General features: G+C 51.1%; 20 protein-coding genes. 14 read left to right on the forward strand and 6 right to left on the reverse strand.

The genetic code is table 11. The features are described 5' to 3' along the window. Positions 1-54 precede the first annotated feature (54 nt). The 5 genes from C5Y83_RS19150 (at position 55) to C5Y83_RS19170 (ending at position 4,298) form a co-directional block, all read left to right on the forward strand. Positions 55-990 (forward strand): SPFH domain-containing protein, encoded by a 936-nt coding sequence (locus tag C5Y83_RS19150; RefSeq protein WP_105331357.1) that lies wholly within the window; start codon positions 55-57, stop codon positions 988-990. A gap of 12 nt (positions 991-1,002) precedes the next feature. Then, positions 1,003-1,431, forward strand: a complete 429-nt coding sequence (locus C5Y83_RS19155; protein WP_105331358.1) for a hypothetical protein — start codon at positions 1,003-1,005, stop codon at positions 1,429-1,431. Between the two features lie 504 nt (positions 1,432-1,935). Then, positions 1,936-2,913, forward strand: a complete 978-nt coding sequence (locus C5Y83_RS19160) for a DUF1559 domain-containing protein (RefSeq protein WP_233207283.1) — start codon at positions 1,936-1,938, stop codon at positions 2,911-2,913. A gap of 90 nt (positions 2,914-3,003) precedes the next feature. Then, positions 3,004-3,426 (forward strand): hypothetical protein, encoded by a 423-nt coding sequence (locus tag C5Y83_RS19165; RefSeq protein WP_146117837.1) that lies wholly within the window; start codon positions 3,004-3,006, stop codon positions 3,424-3,426. 338 nt (positions 3,427-3,764) lie between these two features. After that, positions 3,765-4,298 (forward strand): DUF2569 domain-containing protein, encoded by a 534-nt coding sequence (locus C5Y83_RS19170; RefSeq protein ID WP_105331361.1) that lies wholly within the window; start codon positions 3,765-3,767, stop codon positions 4,296-4,298. Here the strand turns inward: C5Y83_RS19170 and C5Y83_RS19175 are convergent. From C5Y83_RS19175 to C5Y83_RS19200, 6 genes are all read right to left on the reverse strand, one after another. Further along, entirely contained in the window at positions 4,295-5,044 is a 750-nt protein-coding gene (locus C5Y83_RS19175) for a hypothetical protein (RefSeq protein WP_105331362.1), read from the reverse strand. The two genes, C5Y83_RS19170 and C5Y83_RS19175, sit on opposite strands and share 4 nt — an antisense overlap. A gap of 203 nt (positions 5,045-5,247) precedes the next feature. After that, a complete protein-coding gene (locus C5Y83_RS19180; protein WP_105331363.1) occupies positions 5,248-5,982 on the reverse strand; it encodes an EF-hand domain-containing protein in 735 nt (244 codons plus the stop codon). A gap of 640 nt (positions 5,983-6,622) precedes the next feature. After that, positions 6,623-8,176, reverse strand: a complete 1,554-nt coding sequence (locus C5Y83_RS19185) for a TolC family protein (RefSeq protein WP_105331364.1) — start codon at positions 8,174-8,176, stop codon at positions 6,623-6,625. A gap of 123 nt (positions 8,177-8,299) precedes the next feature. Next, positions 8,300-8,818, reverse strand: a complete 519-nt coding sequence (locus C5Y83_RS19190) for a dihydrofolate reductase family protein (protein ID WP_158262415.1) — start codon at positions 8,816-8,818, stop codon at positions 8,300-8,302. A gap of 135 nt (positions 8,819-8,953) precedes the next feature. Then, positions 8,954-10,726: a hypothetical protein gene (locus tag C5Y83_RS19195; protein WP_105331366.1), complete on the reverse strand. Its 1,773-nt coding sequence runs from the start codon at positions 10,724-10,726 to the stop codon at positions 8,954-8,956. Positions 10,727-10,780: 54 nt separating this feature from the next. After that, the gene (locus C5Y83_RS19200; protein WP_105331367.1) at positions 10,781-11,638 is read right to left on the reverse strand and encodes a hypothetical protein; all 858 of its coding nucleotides are present in this window, start codon (positions 11,636-11,638) and stop codon (positions 10,781-10,783) included. Between the two features lie 231 nt (positions 11,639-11,869). Between C5Y83_RS19200 and C5Y83_RS19205 the strand changes: the two genes are divergently transcribed. From C5Y83_RS19205 to C5Y83_RS19245, 9 genes are all read left to right on the forward strand, one after another. Beyond that, positions 11,870-12,070 (forward strand): hypothetical protein, encoded by a 201-nt coding sequence (locus C5Y83_RS19205; RefSeq protein WP_105331368.1) that lies wholly within the window; start codon positions 11,870-11,872, stop codon positions 12,068-12,070. Positions 12,071-12,515: 445 nt separating this feature from the next. Continuing rightward, positions 12,516-13,040 (forward strand): DUF3592 domain-containing protein, encoded by a 525-nt coding sequence (locus tag C5Y83_RS19210; RefSeq protein ID WP_105331369.1) that lies wholly within the window; start codon positions 12,516-12,518, stop codon positions 13,038-13,040. A 15-nt stretch (positions 13,041-13,055) separates the two neighbouring features. Next, positions 13,056-13,571, forward strand: a complete 516-nt coding sequence (locus C5Y83_RS19215) for a DUF3592 domain-containing protein (protein ID WP_105331370.1) — start codon at positions 13,056-13,058, stop codon at positions 13,569-13,571. Positions 13,572-13,745: 174 nt separating this feature from the next. After that, positions 13,746-14,609 carry a universal stress protein gene (locus C5Y83_RS19220; protein WP_105331371.1) on the forward strand — a complete coding sequence of 288 codons (864 nt, stop codon included), beginning with the start codon at positions 13,746-13,748 and terminating at the stop codon, positions 14,607-14,609. 167 nt (positions 14,610-14,776) lie between these two features. Next, the gene (locus C5Y83_RS19225) at positions 14,777-14,992 is read left to right on the forward strand and encodes a hypothetical protein (protein WP_105331372.1); all 216 of its coding nucleotides are present in this window, start codon (positions 14,777-14,779) and stop codon (positions 14,990-14,992) included. A gap of 427 nt (positions 14,993-15,419) precedes the next feature. After that, positions 15,420-16,256, forward strand: coding sequence for a PEP-CTERM sorting domain-containing protein (locus tag C5Y83_RS19230; protein WP_114304691.1), 837 nt, complete (start codon positions 15,420-15,422; stop codon positions 16,254-16,256). 169 nt (positions 16,257-16,425) lie between these two features. Continuing rightward, complete coding sequence (locus C5Y83_RS19235; protein ID WP_105331374.1) at positions 16,426-17,304, forward strand: hypothetical protein; 879 nt, start codon at positions 16,426-16,428, stop codon at positions 17,302-17,304. Next, positions 17,301-18,449 (forward strand): cysteine desulfurase family protein, encoded by a 1,149-nt coding sequence (locus tag C5Y83_RS19240; RefSeq protein ID WP_105331375.1) that lies wholly within the window; start codon positions 17,301-17,303, stop codon positions 18,447-18,449. The genes C5Y83_RS19235 and C5Y83_RS19240 overlap by 4 nt, the downstream gene beginning before the upstream one ends. A gap of 216 nt (positions 18,450-18,665) precedes the next feature. After that, positions 18,666-19,646, forward strand: a complete 981-nt coding sequence (locus C5Y83_RS19245; protein WP_261341472.1) for a DnaA ATPase domain-containing protein — start codon at positions 18,666-18,668, stop codon at positions 19,644-19,646. The last annotated feature ends 61 nt before the right edge of the window (positions 19,647-19,707 follow it).

The following is a 19,707-nucleotide window of genomic DNA, read 5'->3' on the forward strand; positions in this document are numbered from 1 at the left end:
TCGACGCCAGATTGATCTTGCTAATCAACACACCTTTCTCTAGAGCTTTTTGCAATGTTCCCCACACTAGTTGCTATTGGATTCTTCGTTGGTTTGTCGTTTATTCCGATCTTGTTACGACTGGCCACTGGGTTTGGTTTATACGTCGTTGTCAAAGAATGTGAGTCCCACGTTTACACCTTGTTCGGAAAGGTGATGGGCACGATTGACGAGCCAGGTCTTCACTTTCCGATTTCTATTTTTGGGACTGGTGCCCTCCTGGTACCGTTCTTTGGCAAACGACACGTCGTCAGCACCGCTTTACGGCAACACTATCTTCGCGGCCAGATGGTCAACTCAGAGGAAGGAACGCCCATGGGTGTTGGCCTTTGGTACGAAATGGAAGTGAACGATCCCGTTGCTTATCTATTCATCAACACGAACCCAGAGGGTTCGCTACAAGCCAACGTCGCTTCGAGTGCGATCAGTACGCTCTCGAACCTCGAAATGGACAAGATGCTGGAAGACCGGCACAGTCTAAGCCGTACCGTTCGTGCGACCGTTTCTCCTTTAAGCGAGAAGTGGGGTTATCGACTCGGCTCGGTCTATATCCGCAAAGTCTTCTTCACCGATGTGCAAATGGTCCACAACATCACTGACAAGGTCGTCAAACGATTGATTCAGGTGACCAGCGCCATGAAGCAAGATGGTGAAAATCGTGTCGGTTTGATTAAGAGTGAAACTGCCAAGGAAGTCTCGCAAAAAATGGCAGAAGCGGGTGCTATGCGACCTGATATTGTTGGCAAGATGCTGAACGAGATTAGCAAGGCAGATCCCGAGATCATGGATGCAACGCTGGAAGTGATGGAAGTCGAGAAACTCCTCTCCTCGAATGCAGCCATCAACATTATTCCTCGCGGAGGAAACGTTTTGTTTAACTTGAACTCCGGCAATGGCAAAACAAACTCTAATCGACAACAATACGTCGAAGCGGAAGGCTCAAACCGTTAATGGAATTTAAGAATGCCCCAAGACTACAACGATCATTTGCGGCATGAAGCAGTCCGTGGTTCGGATGGAGCCAATCTACTCGACATCTTTAAGCTAATGGTCGGTACGCTGTTAGTTGTCGTCGGGGCAGGACTGGGAATTTATCTCGCGGAGAGCGTGTTTCAAGTTGTCTTTGGGGACGAGCCACCTGCGATGATTGAGCGGGTGGCTGAGCTGGCAGTTGAAAAGGTAAAGGCGGAAGCACCCAATGCAAACGCACAACAAATCGAGCTCGCCCCTGATCTCATGCAGACCATCCTCTACGGTCTGACGTTCTTTCTCTTGCTGTTACCGATGATCGTCGCCACTACGCTGATTTCTTCCGGCGTCAAATTGATGCGCGGGCAAGCGAACGAAGTCATCGCCATGTTGGCCGAGAAGCTGACCAAGTCTGATCGCTGAAAATCTCGCGAACCTAGAATGGTGTCCGACGGACACGGAAATTCAACCGATCCGTGAATCCACTTACTTCAGATTTGAAATACTCTTCGCTTCGAATTGAGTTTTAGCTCGATCAGAAATCACCCCCGATCTGGAAATTGGTATTCCCTCGAAAGTTCTAACGAACTGACGATAAAACAAATTGCAATTTGGGTAGCGCCCATTTTGCACTAAGCGATACGACAATCGAGATCTATACAAAATGCCAATAATTAGCGCTTTTCACAATGAATGCACTATTATTCGTTTTTTTAAGAATTAAGTTGACCCGATTCGCCATTTCGGAGAAACTTGGCAATCTCTCCTCACCCAGTCAATCTGATCCCCACTTCAAACCCCCTTTCGGGGTTATTCCTCCAATCACGTTTTAAGCCATTTGGCTGCTATTCATTTTTCTGTTCTTGGAGTAATGCGATGCCCCTTTGCCCTCCTGCCTCATCCCGTTCGCGAACAGGATTCACGCTTGTGGAACTGTTGGTTGTGATCGCCATCATTGGCGTACTCATCGCCCTCTTGCTGCCTGCCGTTCAGCAAGCCAGAGAGGCCGCGCGACGAATGACTTGCTCAAACCATCTGAAGCAACTCGCGCTGGCTTGCCACAACTATCACGACACATACAGCCAATTCCCTTTGAGCTATCGACAGGGTGGATACGACGTTAACGGAAACGGTACTAGTTGGATGCGTGAGGTCTTGCCATTCATCGAACAGGCTAACTTGTACGATCAAATCGACCCTCGCTGGGGCGTTGGCAATGACCCGAGAAACTCGGCTAGTCCTTGGCATTCCAATCCAACTCAGGGTTCCAACGCTTGGGTTGCTCAGCAAGTGATTGATTCGTTTCTGTGCCCAAGCGATGGTCTTAATGACGAAGGTCGCCGTACGGGACGTGCCAACATCGATGGTGGAGCGAACATCGCGATCAACAATTACAAGGGCGTATGCGGAGCGAACTGGGCCTGGGGCACCTGGCAAGTGAGCACCGGTCCGCACGCCGTTACACCGTTCGGACCAACGAACAACGGCCTGGACGCTGGAAATGGCGTTTTCTTTCGCGGTGGAGACACCGGAAATCAGCGTTGGAGTAAGACCAAGATGGCATCGATTCTCGATGGTACATCCAACACGTACATGATTGGCGAAGCGATTCCTGCCTATTGCACGCATTCGTGGTGGTGGTGGTTCAACGGCACCACGGCGACTTGTGCCGTTCCGCCGAATGCTCCAGCCCAGCATTCCAGCTGTCAGACCGGCAATCGTATCGCCGATCTCATCTGTGCAGCCGGTGACTGGCCGAATAACTACTCGTTCATGAGCCAACACCCAGGTGGTCTGCAATTCGCTTACGCCGATGGCAGCGTTAGTTTCGTCTCCGAAACGATCGACATCACCGTCTATCGCAACAACGCCACGATCGCCAGCGGCGAGGTAAGCCAACGTTAGTCGTTTGCTTGTTCTTTTCCTTCCACGTTGTCACCAGGCAATTGATCATAGGGAATCAATTGCCTGGTTCAGCCGAATGAGTGATCCATCATGACAAGATTCCAACTCAGCATGTGTATGATGCTGACCCTTTTCGCACTCTGCGTTGGGTGCAATAGCAAGCCAGAACCGGTACCAGTTACCATGACCGTTCAACACAAGGGGAAGCCCGTTTCCGACGTGAGAATCAACTTGATCGGAAGTACTGGATCATCGTCCTTTGCATTCACCGATTCCTCCGGCAAAAGCGAAGGTTTCAAATCCGCTGGAGTCGATGGAGTTGTTCCTGGCGAGTACACCGTTACCCTGGCCTCGAAAGAGGAAACTGCCCTTGATTCAGGCGATGCCGACTATTCGGCAAAGCCAGCGAAAGTCAGCTTTCCAGCCAAGTACAAGTCTTCTGTCAGCTCAGATCAAAAGATCACGGTCGACTCAAGCGGAGAAAACAACTTTACAGTTGAACTGACGGACTAGACCGATCCATCCGAGTGACTCATCCCAACATGCGAAAGCCGGACGCCGAAACGATTGGCGTCTGGCAGGTGACAAGTGGAAGCAGATTCCCAAGATACTCTATCAATCACCTAAGCTGTTCCTGCCACATGCTTATCCAGATCTTATCGTGGCTCAGAGTAGCACCGAACCAGACTTCTTGTGGCGAACGATCTGAACAAACCTAAGCAGAAAGTTTCGGGTATATTGTCTTTTTAATAAGTCACGATTTATCGATGACAGGCAGGAAGAAGTCTGACTAAACTAGGAATCGCTAGTTTGAGACTTCACTACCTAAACTTCTCTGGATAGGTTTTCCCATGGATCCGTACGCTTCACCCGCTCTTGAAACCACGAATGAAGAAAACCGGAATTCGCCCGAAGAGAACGAGAAGTTAAAAGGTCTTCAGGGCTGGTTGATTCTAGTCGGGATCGGAATTGTCCTCTCACCGATTCGCATTGCAATACTCATGCTGACGACTTATCCGCCGATTTTCGCAAACGGAAGTTGGGCGGTACTCACCACACCAGGAAACGAGTATTACAATCCCCTTTGGGCGCCAATTATCATCGGTGAAATTGCTATTAACTGCCTGCAATTGCTGGTGAGCCTCTATCTGGCTTATCTCTTCTTTGCCAAGAAGGCGGCATTTCCTTATTGGTACATCGGATTTTCACTATTCGTCACCGCGTTTATCGTGATCGATGCCTTTGTCGTGAAGTTGGTTCTGCCAAATGAACCAGTTTTCGATCCCGACACGATAAGAGAACTTGTGCGCAGTTTGATTTCGTGTGCCATTTGGATTCCATACATGCTGGTTTCCAAACGTGTGAAAGTCACCTTCACGAACTAAAGCGGTGTGGCAGCGTTACCGTCCAATTCAAACGATTGGTTCGAGTTCGAGAATCGATCGTGCCAGGATTGGACTTCGTTGCGAACTTGTTGCATGGCCGACTCAGGCGACTCGGCCGTGGCCTCGAAACGACGGGAGTATTCGGCCAGACCAATTTTGATAGTCACTGTGCAGTGAAATCGATACACGCGCTGGGCGTTGCCCCAAGATTCCAACCGATAGTAGGTCGCTCCAAGTCGATCCAGTTCTGCCTGCAGATCGGTGGTGTTCTCGTTGATCATGCCGGTCGAAGGAATCTGTGGTGCGGTCAGACGGTCGCTCGGTAGCGGCAAATCGTCGATGGGGTCGGTATCAGGTCGCGAGAAGGTCGGCATCCTACCTGAATGGGAAGCAACCTCTGCAGGAATCTCCCATTTAGTCGGTTGAATTGGGTTGTTTCGCCCATCCGCTGCTTGAGAAAGTGGAGCCTCATAGTCGGTTACACGACTGACGGGCGTCAATGGTTCGTTTTGTTGCGATGTGGGAGATGTCGCCGAAAGAACCGGAAATGATGCTAGCTCATCCGCAGGACGAACTGGTGGAATCGATGCGGCAGGCGAATCGGATTCACTTTCCGGAAGAAAGCTATTCAGGGCCCCCTGAACACCTTCGGGCATGATTGCGATTAAGGGCAATCCAATTAAGAACAGTAATACGATCAATGATCGGATCGTTGTTAGTTCCGAGTTCACTTGCACGTCTTTCACGTAGGTCCATCTACAGAAGACAGCTATCGTAGATCACCCAGGCAAGACAGCAAATAGCGATTTGCCTCGGAATCGCCGGCGGAGTTGGCAAATCTACCAAGAAAAAGAACCGACCGCCTGAAAAACAGACGGTCGGTTTCCGGAATAGTTGCTGTATGGACCACTACTATTCTTGAGGCACAGTGGTCGACAGCGGGATGAAACTAGTTGTTGTCGCCATCGCGAGGTCCGCGGCGAGGGCCACCTTCCCCATCACGAGGTCCGCGACGTGGACCGCCTTCGCCGTCGCGAGGACCACGGGCACCTTCAGGACGATCACCTCGATCGCCACCACGAGCCCCGAAGCCTGGACGCTGTTGGCCGAATTCCTTCAGCTTTTCCTTCTGCTCTTCGGTCAGGATCGAAGCGAGCTTCTTCTCGACTTCTTCCTGCAGAGCACGAACGTCACGACGTTGTTCTTCACTCAGGCCGAGACGTTCCATTACAAAGGCAGGCATGATGGTTCCAGGTTGGAAGCCCATGCCAGCCCCTGGACCCATGCCCATTCCACGACCACCAGGACCTTGGCCTTCTGGGCGACCTTCACCACGGCCAGGGCCACCCTGACCACGTCCACGGCTAAACGCAGCGGTCAGCTCTTCTTTGGTCAGGTAACCGTCTTTGTCCGTATCGGCCCGCTCGAAGATAGCAGCAATGCGGCTTTCGCCCAGCTCTTCCTTCGACAGCTTACCGTCGCTGTCTTTGTCCATCTGCATGACGCGTTGGATCATTTGTTCCGGGTCGAACTGACTACCACCACGTGGGCCACCTTCGCGTGGACCGCCTTCACGAGGTCCACGAGGACCGCGTTCGCCGTCTTGGGCATTGACCGATGCAACGGCCACGCCAACGAACAACAGCGAGAAAATGGCCAACGATTGTTTCCAAGAATTCTTCATGACTTGTTCACTCTCAAGTTGTTTAAAAGGGGAAACCTGGAAGCAGTTACCACCCGGTAACCTGCCTCCAAGATTTATGTTGCTAACTAACCGTTCCGATTATCCATGGTATACGAAACGAATTGACCGGCTTGATTTAAGAAGGAAACTAAGTCCGCATCTCAAAGTGATAAACCAACCAAGACAAAGAAAGTTGCGATCGATTCTCGTTTTTTTGCTCTTGGCGACCTGGATTTGAAAGTCCCAGAAAATAGGATCTCCGCTCGGTTGCCAGTCGCTTTCGATCAGAGGGACGACCCGACTCTCAAAAACGTTTGCCCCCTCACTCTGAGGAGTGATGTGTTAAACGTCTCTAAGAATCTAACCACTTCCCCAGCCAAGAGTTTCGAAAGACTTTTCAGCTCTTTTTGCGTTCGAGCTTCGTTCCCCAAACGGAAACGGCAGATGGCAACGGATACGGCATCAAGATATCGGAGTGAGACAATCCTCTTCGTGTCGCTTAGGGACGGCAATCAGGGGATTGCTGAATGGAAGAGTTCACGCCTTACGGCGGTCAATTTAGGCCCAGAAGGAAAAAGGACGCTCGTAGATGCGAACGTCCTTTTTCCTTGGAATTGGTAAGGGAAACTACGAGAAATGACTACTGTTGGCTAAACGTCTGACCACGAAGGGCGTCGCCATCTTGGAAATCACTTGGTTCGTCCAAACCACCGGTTAGAAGCAGCCCATCGATTTGGGCATAGGCTTTGGCGAGTTCGCCTAACGAATCGATGTACTGCAGATTCGTATCGAAATAAGTCCGCCGTACGATCAGAACCTGGATAAACGAGAACTCACCTGCCGAGTAGGCCTGTTCTGCAAGATCGAGCGTCTTTTTCGCTTTTGGAAGAATCTGATCTTCATATCGCTTCACGGCGACCATGGCAGAATCGTATTGCCGCGAGACTTCCGCCAAGCGAGCCTTTAGTGACATCTCGACACGCTTCACCGAGTGCGTTGCTCGTGCATATTCTCGATAAGCGGCCGACACATTCCCGCGATTGTTGTTGAAGACTGGAATAGGGGCACCGACCTGAACATTGATCATTCCGCTACCGGTTCCATTGTCGTGACCTGCTTGAATTTGGGCGGTCAGGTTCGGGATGGCCTGAACTTCCTGTCGCGAAAGATTGGCTCGGGTTTTTGCTACCCGGCTGCACGCCGCGCGTAATTCGGGACTGCTGGCCAACAAGTTGTTGTAGACGTCTTCCCAATCCATTTCCGCACTGGCCGCTTTCAAATCACCAACAAGTTGTGATTTCGCCATGTTGGGTACGCCGGCGGTGGCGGCCATCGCTTGCCAAGCAGCATCCCATTTGTACTGCGCCTGTTGTCGCATGACTTCGACTTCATTCAGCTGGATCTCTGCTTGAAGTTGATCCGACTGAGCCGTCTCCATCGCCTTGAAACGCTTCTCAGCAAGTTCAGCACCTTTGGCGACGACCTCATGGAAGTTGTCGATCACTTCGATTCGCCTCTGAGCGACCAAGGCATCCAAGAACGCTAAGCGAACATCGGTTAGAACTCGGAAGCGTTGTGACTCGACATCCCAGCGTTGGGCTTGGACGGCATGTCCCAGTACGTTCTCGTTGAGCCGCAGTTTGTGCGCGGTCACGAATTCCTGTTCGACGAACACCAAGTGTTGATCGGTGTTTTGATCCGCTAACTGACTGCCGGTGTAACCAACATTGGGATTAGCGTAGCGTCCGACTTGGTACTGATAGTCTTGAGCAGCAAACGCTGAGGCAGAACTCTGTCGGATCGTTGGATTGTTCGCCAGAGCCAAGTCTTGGATTTCCTGAAGTGAAATCCCACCGCTTACGTTGTCTGTGACTGACAAGGGCGCCGGAGCCTGCGCGACGGTAAAACTGGGTTGCTCGAACGCGTGAACCGCTGGCGGTAAAAGGAAGGTCGGCTCCAACACCGACGGCTGCTGCTCGGGCACTTGTTGGTGCGAAGCCAGCTGTACCTCTGGCTGACTTTTCGGGACAGGCGCCGGTGAAGGATCCAAAGCTGCGGTCTGGGAGATGTCGGCCGGAAGCGTCGACTCTTGGTAGGGCTGATCCCACATGGTGGACGAAGTCGCACAACCGACCACGCTCGATAATCCGAGCACGAACCACCAACTACCGCGACCAGAAGTCGTTACCGCCATTTTCTTCCTCGCTATCGCCAGTATCAATACTGACCTGGCTACCCCGAAAATCACTACAACACTCGTTATAGTTCTCGACGGAATATCCCGAGCGAAATAACGGAAAAACGGGGTGATAGCAGGCTACTTAGTCACTTCGAAGTCAATCTGTACTAGCCCCTGGCGAAATGCGTGAGAATGTTTAACGGTTAATCGGGTATCGCGGCCAATATGCGTGGCAAGCGGGATTCCTTCACCCAGCAAGATTGGTTGAATGAAGACCTTCAACTCGTCGATTGCACCTGCTTCAAGAAACGCTGCCGCAAGCTGGCCACCACCTACGAGCCAGATATCCTTGCCTGGCTGATTTCGCAGACTTCGGACAAACTGGGCAACTGGGTGCCGCACGATTTCGGCGTGCTGACATTGCATCAACGTTCGCGAGAAGACAAAGTTCTTCTGATTGGCGTACGGATAGGGGCCAAAGCTCAGCACATGCTCGTAGGTACGACGGCCTTGGATGACCGTATCGATCGAGCCTAAGAACTGCGAAAATCCGAAGTCCTCACTCCCTTCCGCTTGAATGAGCCAATCAATACTCCCATTGGGGCGAGCAATAAATCCATCCAGACTGGACGTAACGAAATATACGATCTTCCTCACGGAATCTTCTCCGACGACGCTGTTTCCTACAGACGTTGGTGAAACCAAAGCTGGCCAAAGCAGGTTTCCAGGATCGCCGTGCAGCAAATCCTTGAGCGTTGGTTACGCAGACTCTCGCAAACAGTTCAGCGTAAGTTAATCAATCGGTTTGTCTCGATCGATCAAAGTGCTATCACTGTCTGCAGGTAAAGTCGGATGAAGCGGATCTTTGGCCAGAGGATCAAACGTCCAGACGGCGACACCATTTCCAATCGATTCGATCAGTTGAAGATCGTCAAGGATTTGGACAAGACGAAAAAACGATTTACCCATGTGCAAACCGAGTTGGTCATCCAAGTTTTCATGTGACCAGCGGAATAAAATCACACCAACAATCCCATCCGCATCTGGGTCTGCTAGAGCCACGTAAGTGGTCGCTGCAAGATCACGATCTTCATCCATCGGTACCAACGCGATGAATTCGTCCTGGGTTGGATATCTTCCTCGATCTTGTTTAAAGCCTTGCACACGTCGAGCCACGCGGATTAAGTCGTATCGCATGAAGTGGATGGCGGAAAAATCTACGAGGTGCTGCGCAGGCAGATCAAATTCATAGAATGTACCGCGATCAAATTTGTACCAAGGCCGAGAAAACCAAACCGGACTATATGGCTCGGTGTAGGAATCCTCACTACGGAAATATCTATCCAATTGCTGCTTCACACGATTGACCATAGTAGGCAACTTCACGGAATATGTGATCCGGACTACCATCGCCATGCTCATTTCATCGAGCGTCCAACGATCGTCTTCCGGCGCCTGCAGGATGCTATCGATCGACTCGATTGCTAACTCGTTAAACCGTCTTGTCAGTTGACGATGGATGCTCGCTCGAAGCCCTGGAATTGGCTGCAGCATTTCGTCATAGATGGCGTCTGCGATAGGGAACTCTTTTCCTAGCACAGCTTGAAAAACAAGATAGCGGTAATACTCAAACCACTGGTACGACGGACAATCGTCGAGTCGTGGATCAACAAGTTGACTTCCTAAGATTCGTAACAATTGAAGATCGCTCAGTACCGTTTCCAGGTCACCTTCATGTAAGCAAACCAATGCCTCGAACGCCGTCAGTCGTGCGATCAATGGATGCCACGAATGAATCTCGTCGGCATTCGCGTTTACCTCGGAGCGCAATTGATTAAACGCCTTTTGATGCCGGCTAACGAATGCTTTGACGGCCTCAAACTTTGTCGAACCCGGTGTAAACGCCCGTAACAAGGTTGTGTCTTGCGTGGGAAACTTCTGCGGTCGAGTTTGCCTCATTGCATGGAAGCCCGAGGTGTTACCAAGCCAGATCGGACTGGTATCTTGCATCAAGTCAAGCAGCAACTGATCGTGCATCGCGGCAGCATCACTTGCTTCCGCAGAAATCATTTCGGTGGAATCTTTCAATTCGCTGGTAATGTCAGCATGCCATTGCTTTAGTTTCGATCTGGCACGCCAATCGGCGAGAAAGAAAATCGTCCATGCCATCACCATCGCGAGACCGGCAACACCGAACGTTCGTATCAACGGCCACGAGCGGGCCTTTCGATCGCGCGGCCTCTCTTCGCTTTTTTGAGGCATCATACCGACGAAGGTACCTGCCATGATTCCCAGCAGGTACCCGAAAGCAGAAACAAGATTCAGTCCTTCGGGACCGACCTCATAAATCCCTTCAAGGGTGTACCAACGCGTCCAGTGTTGACCAGACCACTGCAGATAGATCAAGAGACCGATCCACGTCACGATTGGTAACCAGCCGAAGGTTAGCAGGAAGAACCCGCCAACCAGATTCCAGCGAAGCCGCAGAAAGAGCATCGCAAAGGCAAAGCCAACAATGCTCCATGCCAAGACGAAACCAATCAGCACGATCAAGAAAGCAGTCATGGTCGAGGCAGGGAAGGGGAGCGATTGTTCAGTTCGATGGAAAGCGGTAATGCATTAATGAAAATCGCGTTCGTAACGACGCTTCAGTGCAGCAAGATCGTTGGGAAGAAAATAAATCTTACCTCGAATCGTTTTCGTTTCTCCTGGGTCTAATCCACCGATGCGAAAGTCACTGTGAATGCAAGTAATGACGCCCTGAAACAGTTCCTGGCAGGGCTCGAATGCGACCCCAATGACTTGTTTCTCATCGCCACTCAAACAAGCCATTAGCTGATTGGAGGGAACAATCGCGCTGAGTGGTCGAGGATTCACATCATCACGAGAGACGCCGTTCACGGCATAAACCTGGCCGGGCGTATAGATTGCTTCTGTCGCCCAAGGTTTCGTCGGTAAGCGTGTTGGTTTTCCGTCGATGAAGATAAAGCACTTCTTGGCGTAAGGAGGAACCAAGTCAAGACGCTTTTCAGTAGGTGTGGCCGTAAATCGTTCCACGCGAACACAAGGTTGCCCCCAATCTACCTCGGAGCGAATCCTGGTTGGATTGTTGGCCGTGATCAGAAAGGAAACGCAATCCTTTTCGGCAGTAATTTGATGTTCGATAACGACGCCGTCCTCGAGGTTGTCTTGCAGCACGATCTTCGTTCCATCTTCCGAACTGCTTTTCAGGATCGATGTGTGCGGAATCACGGTCTTATTCCAATCCCGCTTCGTCGATCCCGCTCGACAGTAGGCTTCGATGTACCAGACATCGAGTACTTTTCCAGGGAGATCTTTGCCCGCAATCTGAAGCATTTTGTTTTGCCACGTGATGGTCAGTGGCGCGGTTGTATCCTGACCTCTGGCAGGCGTGATGCCGGCCAAGAACAAAACGGCACTCGCTACGAAAAGCAGGCCAATTCGAGATCCGGGCATGGGGCTGTCCTCGGAGTCAAAAAGAAAGCTAGGGAGGAAACGTGAGGGGAGAACATTAAATGTAGAGAATTAGTGCACATTGAGCGAGCAATTTTTTTCACCGACTTGCCCACTATTCATCGCGATATCAAGTCAGGACATCGATAGGGGCTTTGCCAGAATCAAGCTCATGGATTACGAAGGAGTATTGAGGCAATGACATCGCATCTTTTTGGGCAGGAGAGAGACACGATGAGCGGATTTCACGTCGACGGCTACCGATGTGCCTTATCAGCCGCCAAGAAGGAGTTTCAGGTCGACATGCTACGGCTTAAAGAATGCTTGGCTGACGCGACTTGCTTTGAAGAAGAAGAGGCGATCGATCTTCAGATGCGTGAGCGGGAAGCCAAACATCGCGATCTGATCGCCTCGTTGCAGCGATCGATCTACTGATCCTATCTGAGCCAAACACGCCACGCCCAGTAGCTCGTCATCACGAGTGACACGCACAAATAGGTTAGACAAACTCCGCCAGAAAGCACCGTCAATAACATAGAAACACCTTGTTGCATGTTGGGGAAATGGTCAGCGATCAAACGCATCGCTTCCCTGTCGAGACAGGCTGACCTGCGATAGGTGATTTGAATTCGGTGCGAAGTTGGTCTGTATCCGTCATTTCTTGACGAACTGAGTCCACGGCCCCGCTCTTCGAGGGGAAGTGCTTGCACGGGATGGTGAAAACGGCATGACCCCTCCAAACGGACTGGCTAATCGAGGGGAATTCCTAGAGATCAAGGATTTATCGCCACGATCGCGGCTTCAGATCGAAGTTTTAAGTGAGTGCTGATCAGGTATGTTCTGATCGCTCGTTGTGACTTCGCATATCTTGAGCTGAGTGATGTCCCAAGTATTTGGCTACTTGTTTGTATTCATCTTTGTGGGCTTCGGTGCCTGTTTCTTTGGATATGGCGTCTACCAAGTCGTTCAAGCAGAAGGGACAGCAGACTGGCCATCGGTGCGTGGCGAAGTGAAGACATGTAAGCTTCGCTCCCATCGCGGAGACGATTCCACCACATATGCTTGCCACGTCGAGTACGGCTATGAAGTCAATGGTTCGGCGTATCACGGCGATCGAATTGCATATGGCTACAACGGCACCAATAACGAAAGCTTTCATAAGCGCGTGAAGCAACGAATCGAGAAGTCGCGTTACGTCCAGGTTCATTACAACCCGCTTGATCCAAGTGATAGTGTGCTGGCCGCAGGCATGTTTCGCAGTACATTTCTGCCCATGGTCTTCGGTGCTGCCTGGCTGGTGTTTTGTGGCGGCATTGCTTCGTTGACACTCTTCGATGGTTCCATCAAACGAATGCCACAACGACTTGCCCAGTTAAACCACTATTCGCCTAAGGCCTTTTACTAACGAAAGGAAGGATCCATGTCGGACCAAGCTATCGCCGCACTGGTGCTTGGCGTATTGAACTTGATTGGTGCATTGATTGTGCTTCGCGGTTTATGGGAAGTCTATTGTGGTTGGAGGACTTCCCACTGGGAGAAGGTTCCCGGCCAGATAACTAGCGCCGTCCTTGAAGAAACTGTGCGAAAGAGCAACAAGAACAGTCGCAAGCTTTACGAAGTGAAAGCGAATTACCATTACGATGTTTGTGGTCGTCCCTACCAAGGGGAAACGATCGCGCCGAGCTACGTGGCGACCTCGAATCAACAGGAACACCGAGACCTTCTCGACTGGTTGAACTCGGCCAATTCACTGCAGGTTTTCTACAATTCGCAGAATCCTGAGCAAAGTGTCTTATTGCCTGGTATCGATCGAGGCATGTTCGCCACGGCGATGGTAGGAATCATTTGGCTATCCGTAACCGGCGGGATAACCGGAATGTTCTACTTAATCCATGGTGGCGATCCCGCACTCATTCAAAGTATTGCCAGCGGATAGCGATTCGTCGGGCAGCAACTGACCAAAAACCAACAGCCAACCATCAACGGGGCAGCCAGCCGATGTTACAATTGAAATATGGGCAGGACGAAGCGATTCCATGGGAGGTGGTATTTCGCTTCGCCCGCTAGGTCTAGGCTGCTTTCAGACACCCCCTAGGAAGGAAACAGACTCATGATTCGCAGCGCACTGCTGGCTCTCGACAATTCCCCATCCAGCAAAATTGCATTGGACATGGCGATTGCGTTGTGTCAACGATATGCAGAAAAGCATGATGGCCGAACGGACACCATTCACCTTTCTGGTGTTGCCGTTGTCGACCTCCCCGGTATTAAAGCCCCAACGAGCGTCCCGATCGGCGCTGGTGCTTACAAAAAACAGCGTGACGAGACGTTGGTTAAGGAATCGCAAGAGCGAATGGAGCAAATTCTCCAAGAGTTCGACGAGCGATGCAAGGCAGACAACATCCCGCATACCTGCATTCCCAGCGAGGGTTTACCGTATGAACAGATTGAACGTCACGCCCTAAGTCATGACGTAATCCTGATCGGAAAAGAGACCAACTTTCATTACGAGACCAGCGAAAACATCGGCGCTACAATGCGGAAGCTGTTAGTCGACAACGCCCGTCCCGTGATCGTTTATCCTGATCAGATGCCAGACAACCATCGTGTTGTGATTGCGTACGATGGGAGCAACCCCGCGGCACACGCCCTACAACTCTGGACTTTGCTGGAAATCTACGGCCCACAAACCGAAATCCACTTGGTGAGCATCAGTGGAGAAGAGGAAAAGGCACACGCACGTCTTGACGAAGCAGCCCAATTCCTCAGTTTCCATGGTCTAACCGCCACGAAGCATGCCATTCTCAAAACCAAGTATGTGGTTGAACTGCTTGCTGAGAAGGTTGCTGAGCTCAGCCCGCGAATGGTGATTCTCGGAGCCTACGGCCGAGGTGGCTTCAAAGAGACGTTATTTGGATCTTCGACCAACAAAATGCTGGAATCAGCGAATTGCCCGTTGTTCTTGTATAAGTAGTGGCTGAGAATCCTTTGCTTCTTTAGAACAATTATCAAGCACCGTGTCGCCCGACACGGTGTTTTTTTGAACAAGACAACGCCGGATTCGGTCGTAACAGTCGCAATAGACGGCGGTTATAAGCGAATAAGGACCGTCAGAACCAAACCATCTAAGGAGAATTCACCATGCACCGAAATCTGGATCATCGCGTTCGTCGCGGAAGCGCCCTCAAAGGTCCGATTCTCATGTTCGGCGGTGTCACCGATCTCGCCCTTGCTGCGGGACTTTGGTTCATGATGGGACAAGGAGACATGGTCATTTCCCTGGTATGCGTATTCTTGGCCTTAACTGGCTTGGGAGTCATTGGATTCGGTTTAATTACTACCCTACGCAATACCTGAGATAATCATATTCTTCACGCATGACGTGACCGGCGTAATTCGGGGCGATCGGTTCCCTGCTAGCAGCTCTACTGTTACATGAAATCTTCTACTACCGTTCATCGATTGTTCGGCCCTCGCTAAGCAGAACAGTTTTTCTATTTTTTCTATCCTCAACCTCTTCACTTCACCTGAAGAGGGGTTTAATATAGCCACACTGGGGAAACACAACCGCGATATTCCGGGCAAGGTCCCCAGGCTTTTGCATGTAGATTCTGGAAATCACGATAAAAATCAGTTGACTCGCCACATTTTTGGTGGCGAACTGACAAAAACCAGAGAAATTATGCCAGTTAAAACGCATAAACCGCTTCTAATACATGCAACAGTAGCTATGGTAATAAAGTAAGTAGGTCGGACGAGAACACCGGAAACAGAGGCAAATCCAATGAGATCGTTACGAATGGCCGTTCTAGGTCTGTTCATACTGGGTTCAATGGCGAACATCAGTCAGGCAGATATCATCGCCAGCGATCAACTCACATCGAATGTCTTTTTCGGCTCAGGCAATTCGAATGCGAACTTCACCGTATCGCAAGATAATGGAGTGGAAATCGGAATGCGGGCCAAGGTTCGCTACCCCGTTCCATCAAACGATGATCAAAGTGCCATGCTTGGCTACGATGTCGACAAGGGCGTCTATTACTTCGCGAATACCGATAACGGTTCTGGTCGAGCAAGTTGGAATCTCGATTGGTCGGTCAATAGCGACTTCGCGGGAACGACTGGCAACGTGCTTTCCGACTTCGCTTACAATCTGACCTTCCTGTTCGATCCGCAAACAGGCTCAACGCCTTCACCGAGCAACATCAATCCAGTTTCCAATTACTACAACGACAACTCGTACGGTAACAACACGACAACTTCGGCCAACGACGTCCAACCTGGACCGCTTTTCATGGGATTCATACCCACGCCTGAGTATGCCGTAGTTCTCAACAACACCTACAATGTGACCCAAAATTCTACCAACGTTGGTTTCAGTGGTGTTTTTCCAGGTCTGGATGTTACTGCAGCTGGTGTTTACACCATCATCTTCTCTGTAACCGATTGCAGCGGTTTGGTTGCCTCGAATCAAATTCAGGTCTACTCCGGTGTAGAGCCACCAGCAGCTGCGCCAGAACCAACCTCGATCGCGATCCTTGGCATGGGTGCCCTCGGCTTGGCAGGGGGCGGACTTGCTCGTCGTCGCCTGAAGAAGAACCGAGAATCTGCAAACAGCTAAGCGATACTTGCCACGAGAATCGTACAAAACGGTCTGCTACTCAAATCAAGGTATCAGGCCGTTTTTCGTGCGCGAAAAGATCCTCGCCAGCGGAACTTCAAATGACTAAACTGGATCAGTAGAAACGGTTTGAATTCCACTGCCATTTTGTCCTTTTCTGAAACCATCTGTGAGCTCTGTTAAATCAAAGACGAACAACCTTGATCGCCGTAAACGCAAGACATCGTGGCTACTTGGAGCTGCGTTGATTAGCTTGGTTGTTTTGGTGATCGGGGCTGGCATCGTGATGAGCACTTCCGCCCACTCTGGCGAGCAGTTCGCAGTAGATGGGTTTCAGCGGCGGACTTTCAATTACTACGAAGTCATGGGAATTCGACTCTCAGCAACTGACTACTTCAATAACACAGGCAATCTCGAGCAAACCCTAGCCAAAAAGAAATGGATTACTGCCACCGGTAAGAAGCCAACCGATGACCAGTGGATAACCTACCGGCACATCACCGGTAGCCGGATATACACCAACGATACCCTTATCCTGATCGACTATTTGTCTATGGCGAACGCTCAAGGAGCGATCGATCTCTCGTCATGGAGCACAAATAACCCTGGCTACGCGGCCATCATGTGGCCTGAGATTCAAACTGCGGCTCAGGGCAACATGTACATTTTGGTCCCTGATATCATTCATCACATGCTCGATCTTAGCGAAACATCTGGCAACGCCACCAATCGAGACAAAATGGCTCCTAAGATCGAGGATCTGTCGAAGGAGCAGCTAAGCTCGCTGGTCGCCCAGCAAACCAAATCAGGTACCGAAAGCCTCTACCCGTTCCTTAATGATCTCTACCTCAAGACTGCCAAAGCAGCTCAAGATGCTGACGATAAAGATCGAGCCAAATTCTGTTACGAGCAGGTATTACGGTTCTCACCTAATTCCGATGAAATTCAAGCCGAACTCGACAAGTTCCCGGTCGAGTTAGCGGAAGAACCTGCGAAGGAAAAAGCTTCTGGCGAAAACGAATCATCAGAAGATGAATCTGAAAAGTGATTTACGTCGACAACAATTCGACCACACGGCTCGCTGACGAGGTCGCCCAGGCTATGTCTGAAGCTTACGCGGCTGGCTATTTGAACCCGTCGAGTCAGCATCAACTGGGTCAGAAGGCGAGACGACGGCTGGATGACGCCCGCGAAAATATTCTCAATTTCCTCGGAGGCGAGACCACGCGATTTCAAGGGGATCGGCTAGTTTTCACCAGCGGGGGAACAGAGGCGAACAATTTGGCATTGTTTGGCCTAGGAAAGATAACAGGCGGTCAAGTCATCATTTCAGCGATCGAGCATCCCTCAATCAGCGAAGCTGCGGACCAACTTCGCGCTCGTGGAACGATCGTTCGTGTTTTGCCCGTCAATACAGATGGAGTGGCGCAGTTGGACCAGCTAAGCGATTGGCTGGCCGAACCGACGCGGTTAGTAAGTGTGATGTTGGCCAATAATGAGACCGGCGTTCTCCAGCCTGTTACTGAAATCTCCCATATTTGTCGCCAGCACGGAGTCCCCCTTCACGTCGATGCCGTTCAGGGAATTGGCAAAATCCCTGTCAATTTCCGCTCGCTTCAAGCTTCGGCGATGACGATTTCGCCTCATAAATTCCATGGTCCACGTGGGATTGGCGCGCTCGTGTTGGACGACCATGTGAAGCTGAATCCTGCGATGTTCGGCGGATCTCAGCAGTTGGCTATGCGACCGGGAACCGAGAGCGTTGAACTTACGATTGGGTTTGAAACGGCGCTTAAACTGGCAATTGGCGCCATTTCCGAAGCTGGGATTCGGATGCAATTCCTCAGAGATCGCCTGGAAGATACTCTTTTGAAGGATCTAGGCTCGGATGTTATGGCAATCAATGGACGTAACGCGCTCCGTTTGCCTCACACCTCCAACATCGCCTTTCCTGGGATCGATCGTCAAGCTTTGGTCATGGCTTTGGACATGGCAGGCGTCGCATGTAGCACCGGTTCCGCATGTGCGAGCGGGTCCTCGGAACCGTCCCCCACGTTGATCGCGATGGGCCTGAGTGAAGAGGTAATTTCTGGCTCGATTCGCTTAAGTTTGAGCCGAGACACCACGGAAGAAGAAATCGACGAAGTCGCGAAACGTATCTCTAATTGCATCAAGCATTTACGTCGATCATAAAACCGTTCAAAAACCGCTTCCCTGGCTAGTTTTCCCCATACAAAAACCCTATAATCGGGGCTTCGTTAACTAGTTGTCTGATAGGCACTTCGGCAAACGAGCGACGGAGTTTGGGTGGTTACGGAGATCATCACCATAGCTTTGCCCTGGGTCCGGCAAGAGGATCCCGCCCTTAATGGGTCCGCCAAGCGGTCCATCGAGGGTCTGCGCCCCTTTGTGGCAGGGCCAGAGAACCGCATGATTCAATCGGCGGTCGAAGCGTTGAAGCAGGATGCCGCTCAGTTTTCGCCTTTGGTGCTTTATGGTCCCAGCGGTTCTGGCAAATCGCATCTGCTGCAAGGCTTAATGGGCGTTCTGATTGAGAGAGATCCTAATCTTAACGTTCTGGCAATTACCGGTAGCGATTTTGCTCGCGAATACGGTAATGCCTTACGGCAAGAGTCGGTCAACGAAACACGTACACAGTTTTTTGGGGCCGACGTGTTGGTACTGGAAGACCTGCACGAAATGTTGCACTTTCCGTCGATGCAACAAACGCTGCTGCACCTGATTGATGAACTGGATCGCCGTGGGGCTACGGTTCTCGTATCGTGTCGAGAAAATCCCATCGCGATGGATGGCTTTTCGGCCGAACTTCGCAGCCGCTTGTCGGCTGGATTGTTGGTACCGGTGGTCTTGCCAGAACAGGGGACGCGCGAAGTTCTGATTCAAGGCATCGCCACGCGGCATAATCGACAGATCACTCAGATGGCCGCCCAAAAACTGGCCGTCGCGTTCCCACATGGACTGCTGCAACTCAGCGGGATCGTCAATCGCTTGATCGCACAAACTCCGCCCGATCGTTGTATCGATACGGCGCTGGTTGATTCACTGCTGAAGAGTGACAAAAACACCGCCAAGATCAGTCTGCGAAACATTGCCAATCTGACGGCCAAGTATTTCCGCGTGAAAGTGGCCGACATGAAGGGAAGCTCGCGGCGGCAAAGTATCGTCCAAGCACGAAGTGTGGCAATGCTGTTGGCCAGGCAACTCACCGAGGAAAGCCTCAAGGCAGTCGGTAAGCATTTCGGAGGTCGAGATCACACAACCGTGATGCACGCCGTCGGCAGTATGGAATCAAAGCTAAAAAAGGACTTGGCTCTGCGCGAAGCAGTCGCTGAATTACGCGAAGCCATTTTGCAGCAAAGTGCGAATTGAGTCAGATGAATTTCGAAGCGGGAGAGCCTTCTCGCCATCTGTGATCCGCCTGCACAAGGTG

Origin of the sequence: Blastopirellula marina, from assembly GCF_002967765.1 — a bacterium.
GTDB classification, from domain to species: Bacteria; Planctomycetota; Planctomycetia; order Pirellulales; family Pirellulaceae; genus Bremerella; species Bremerella marina_A.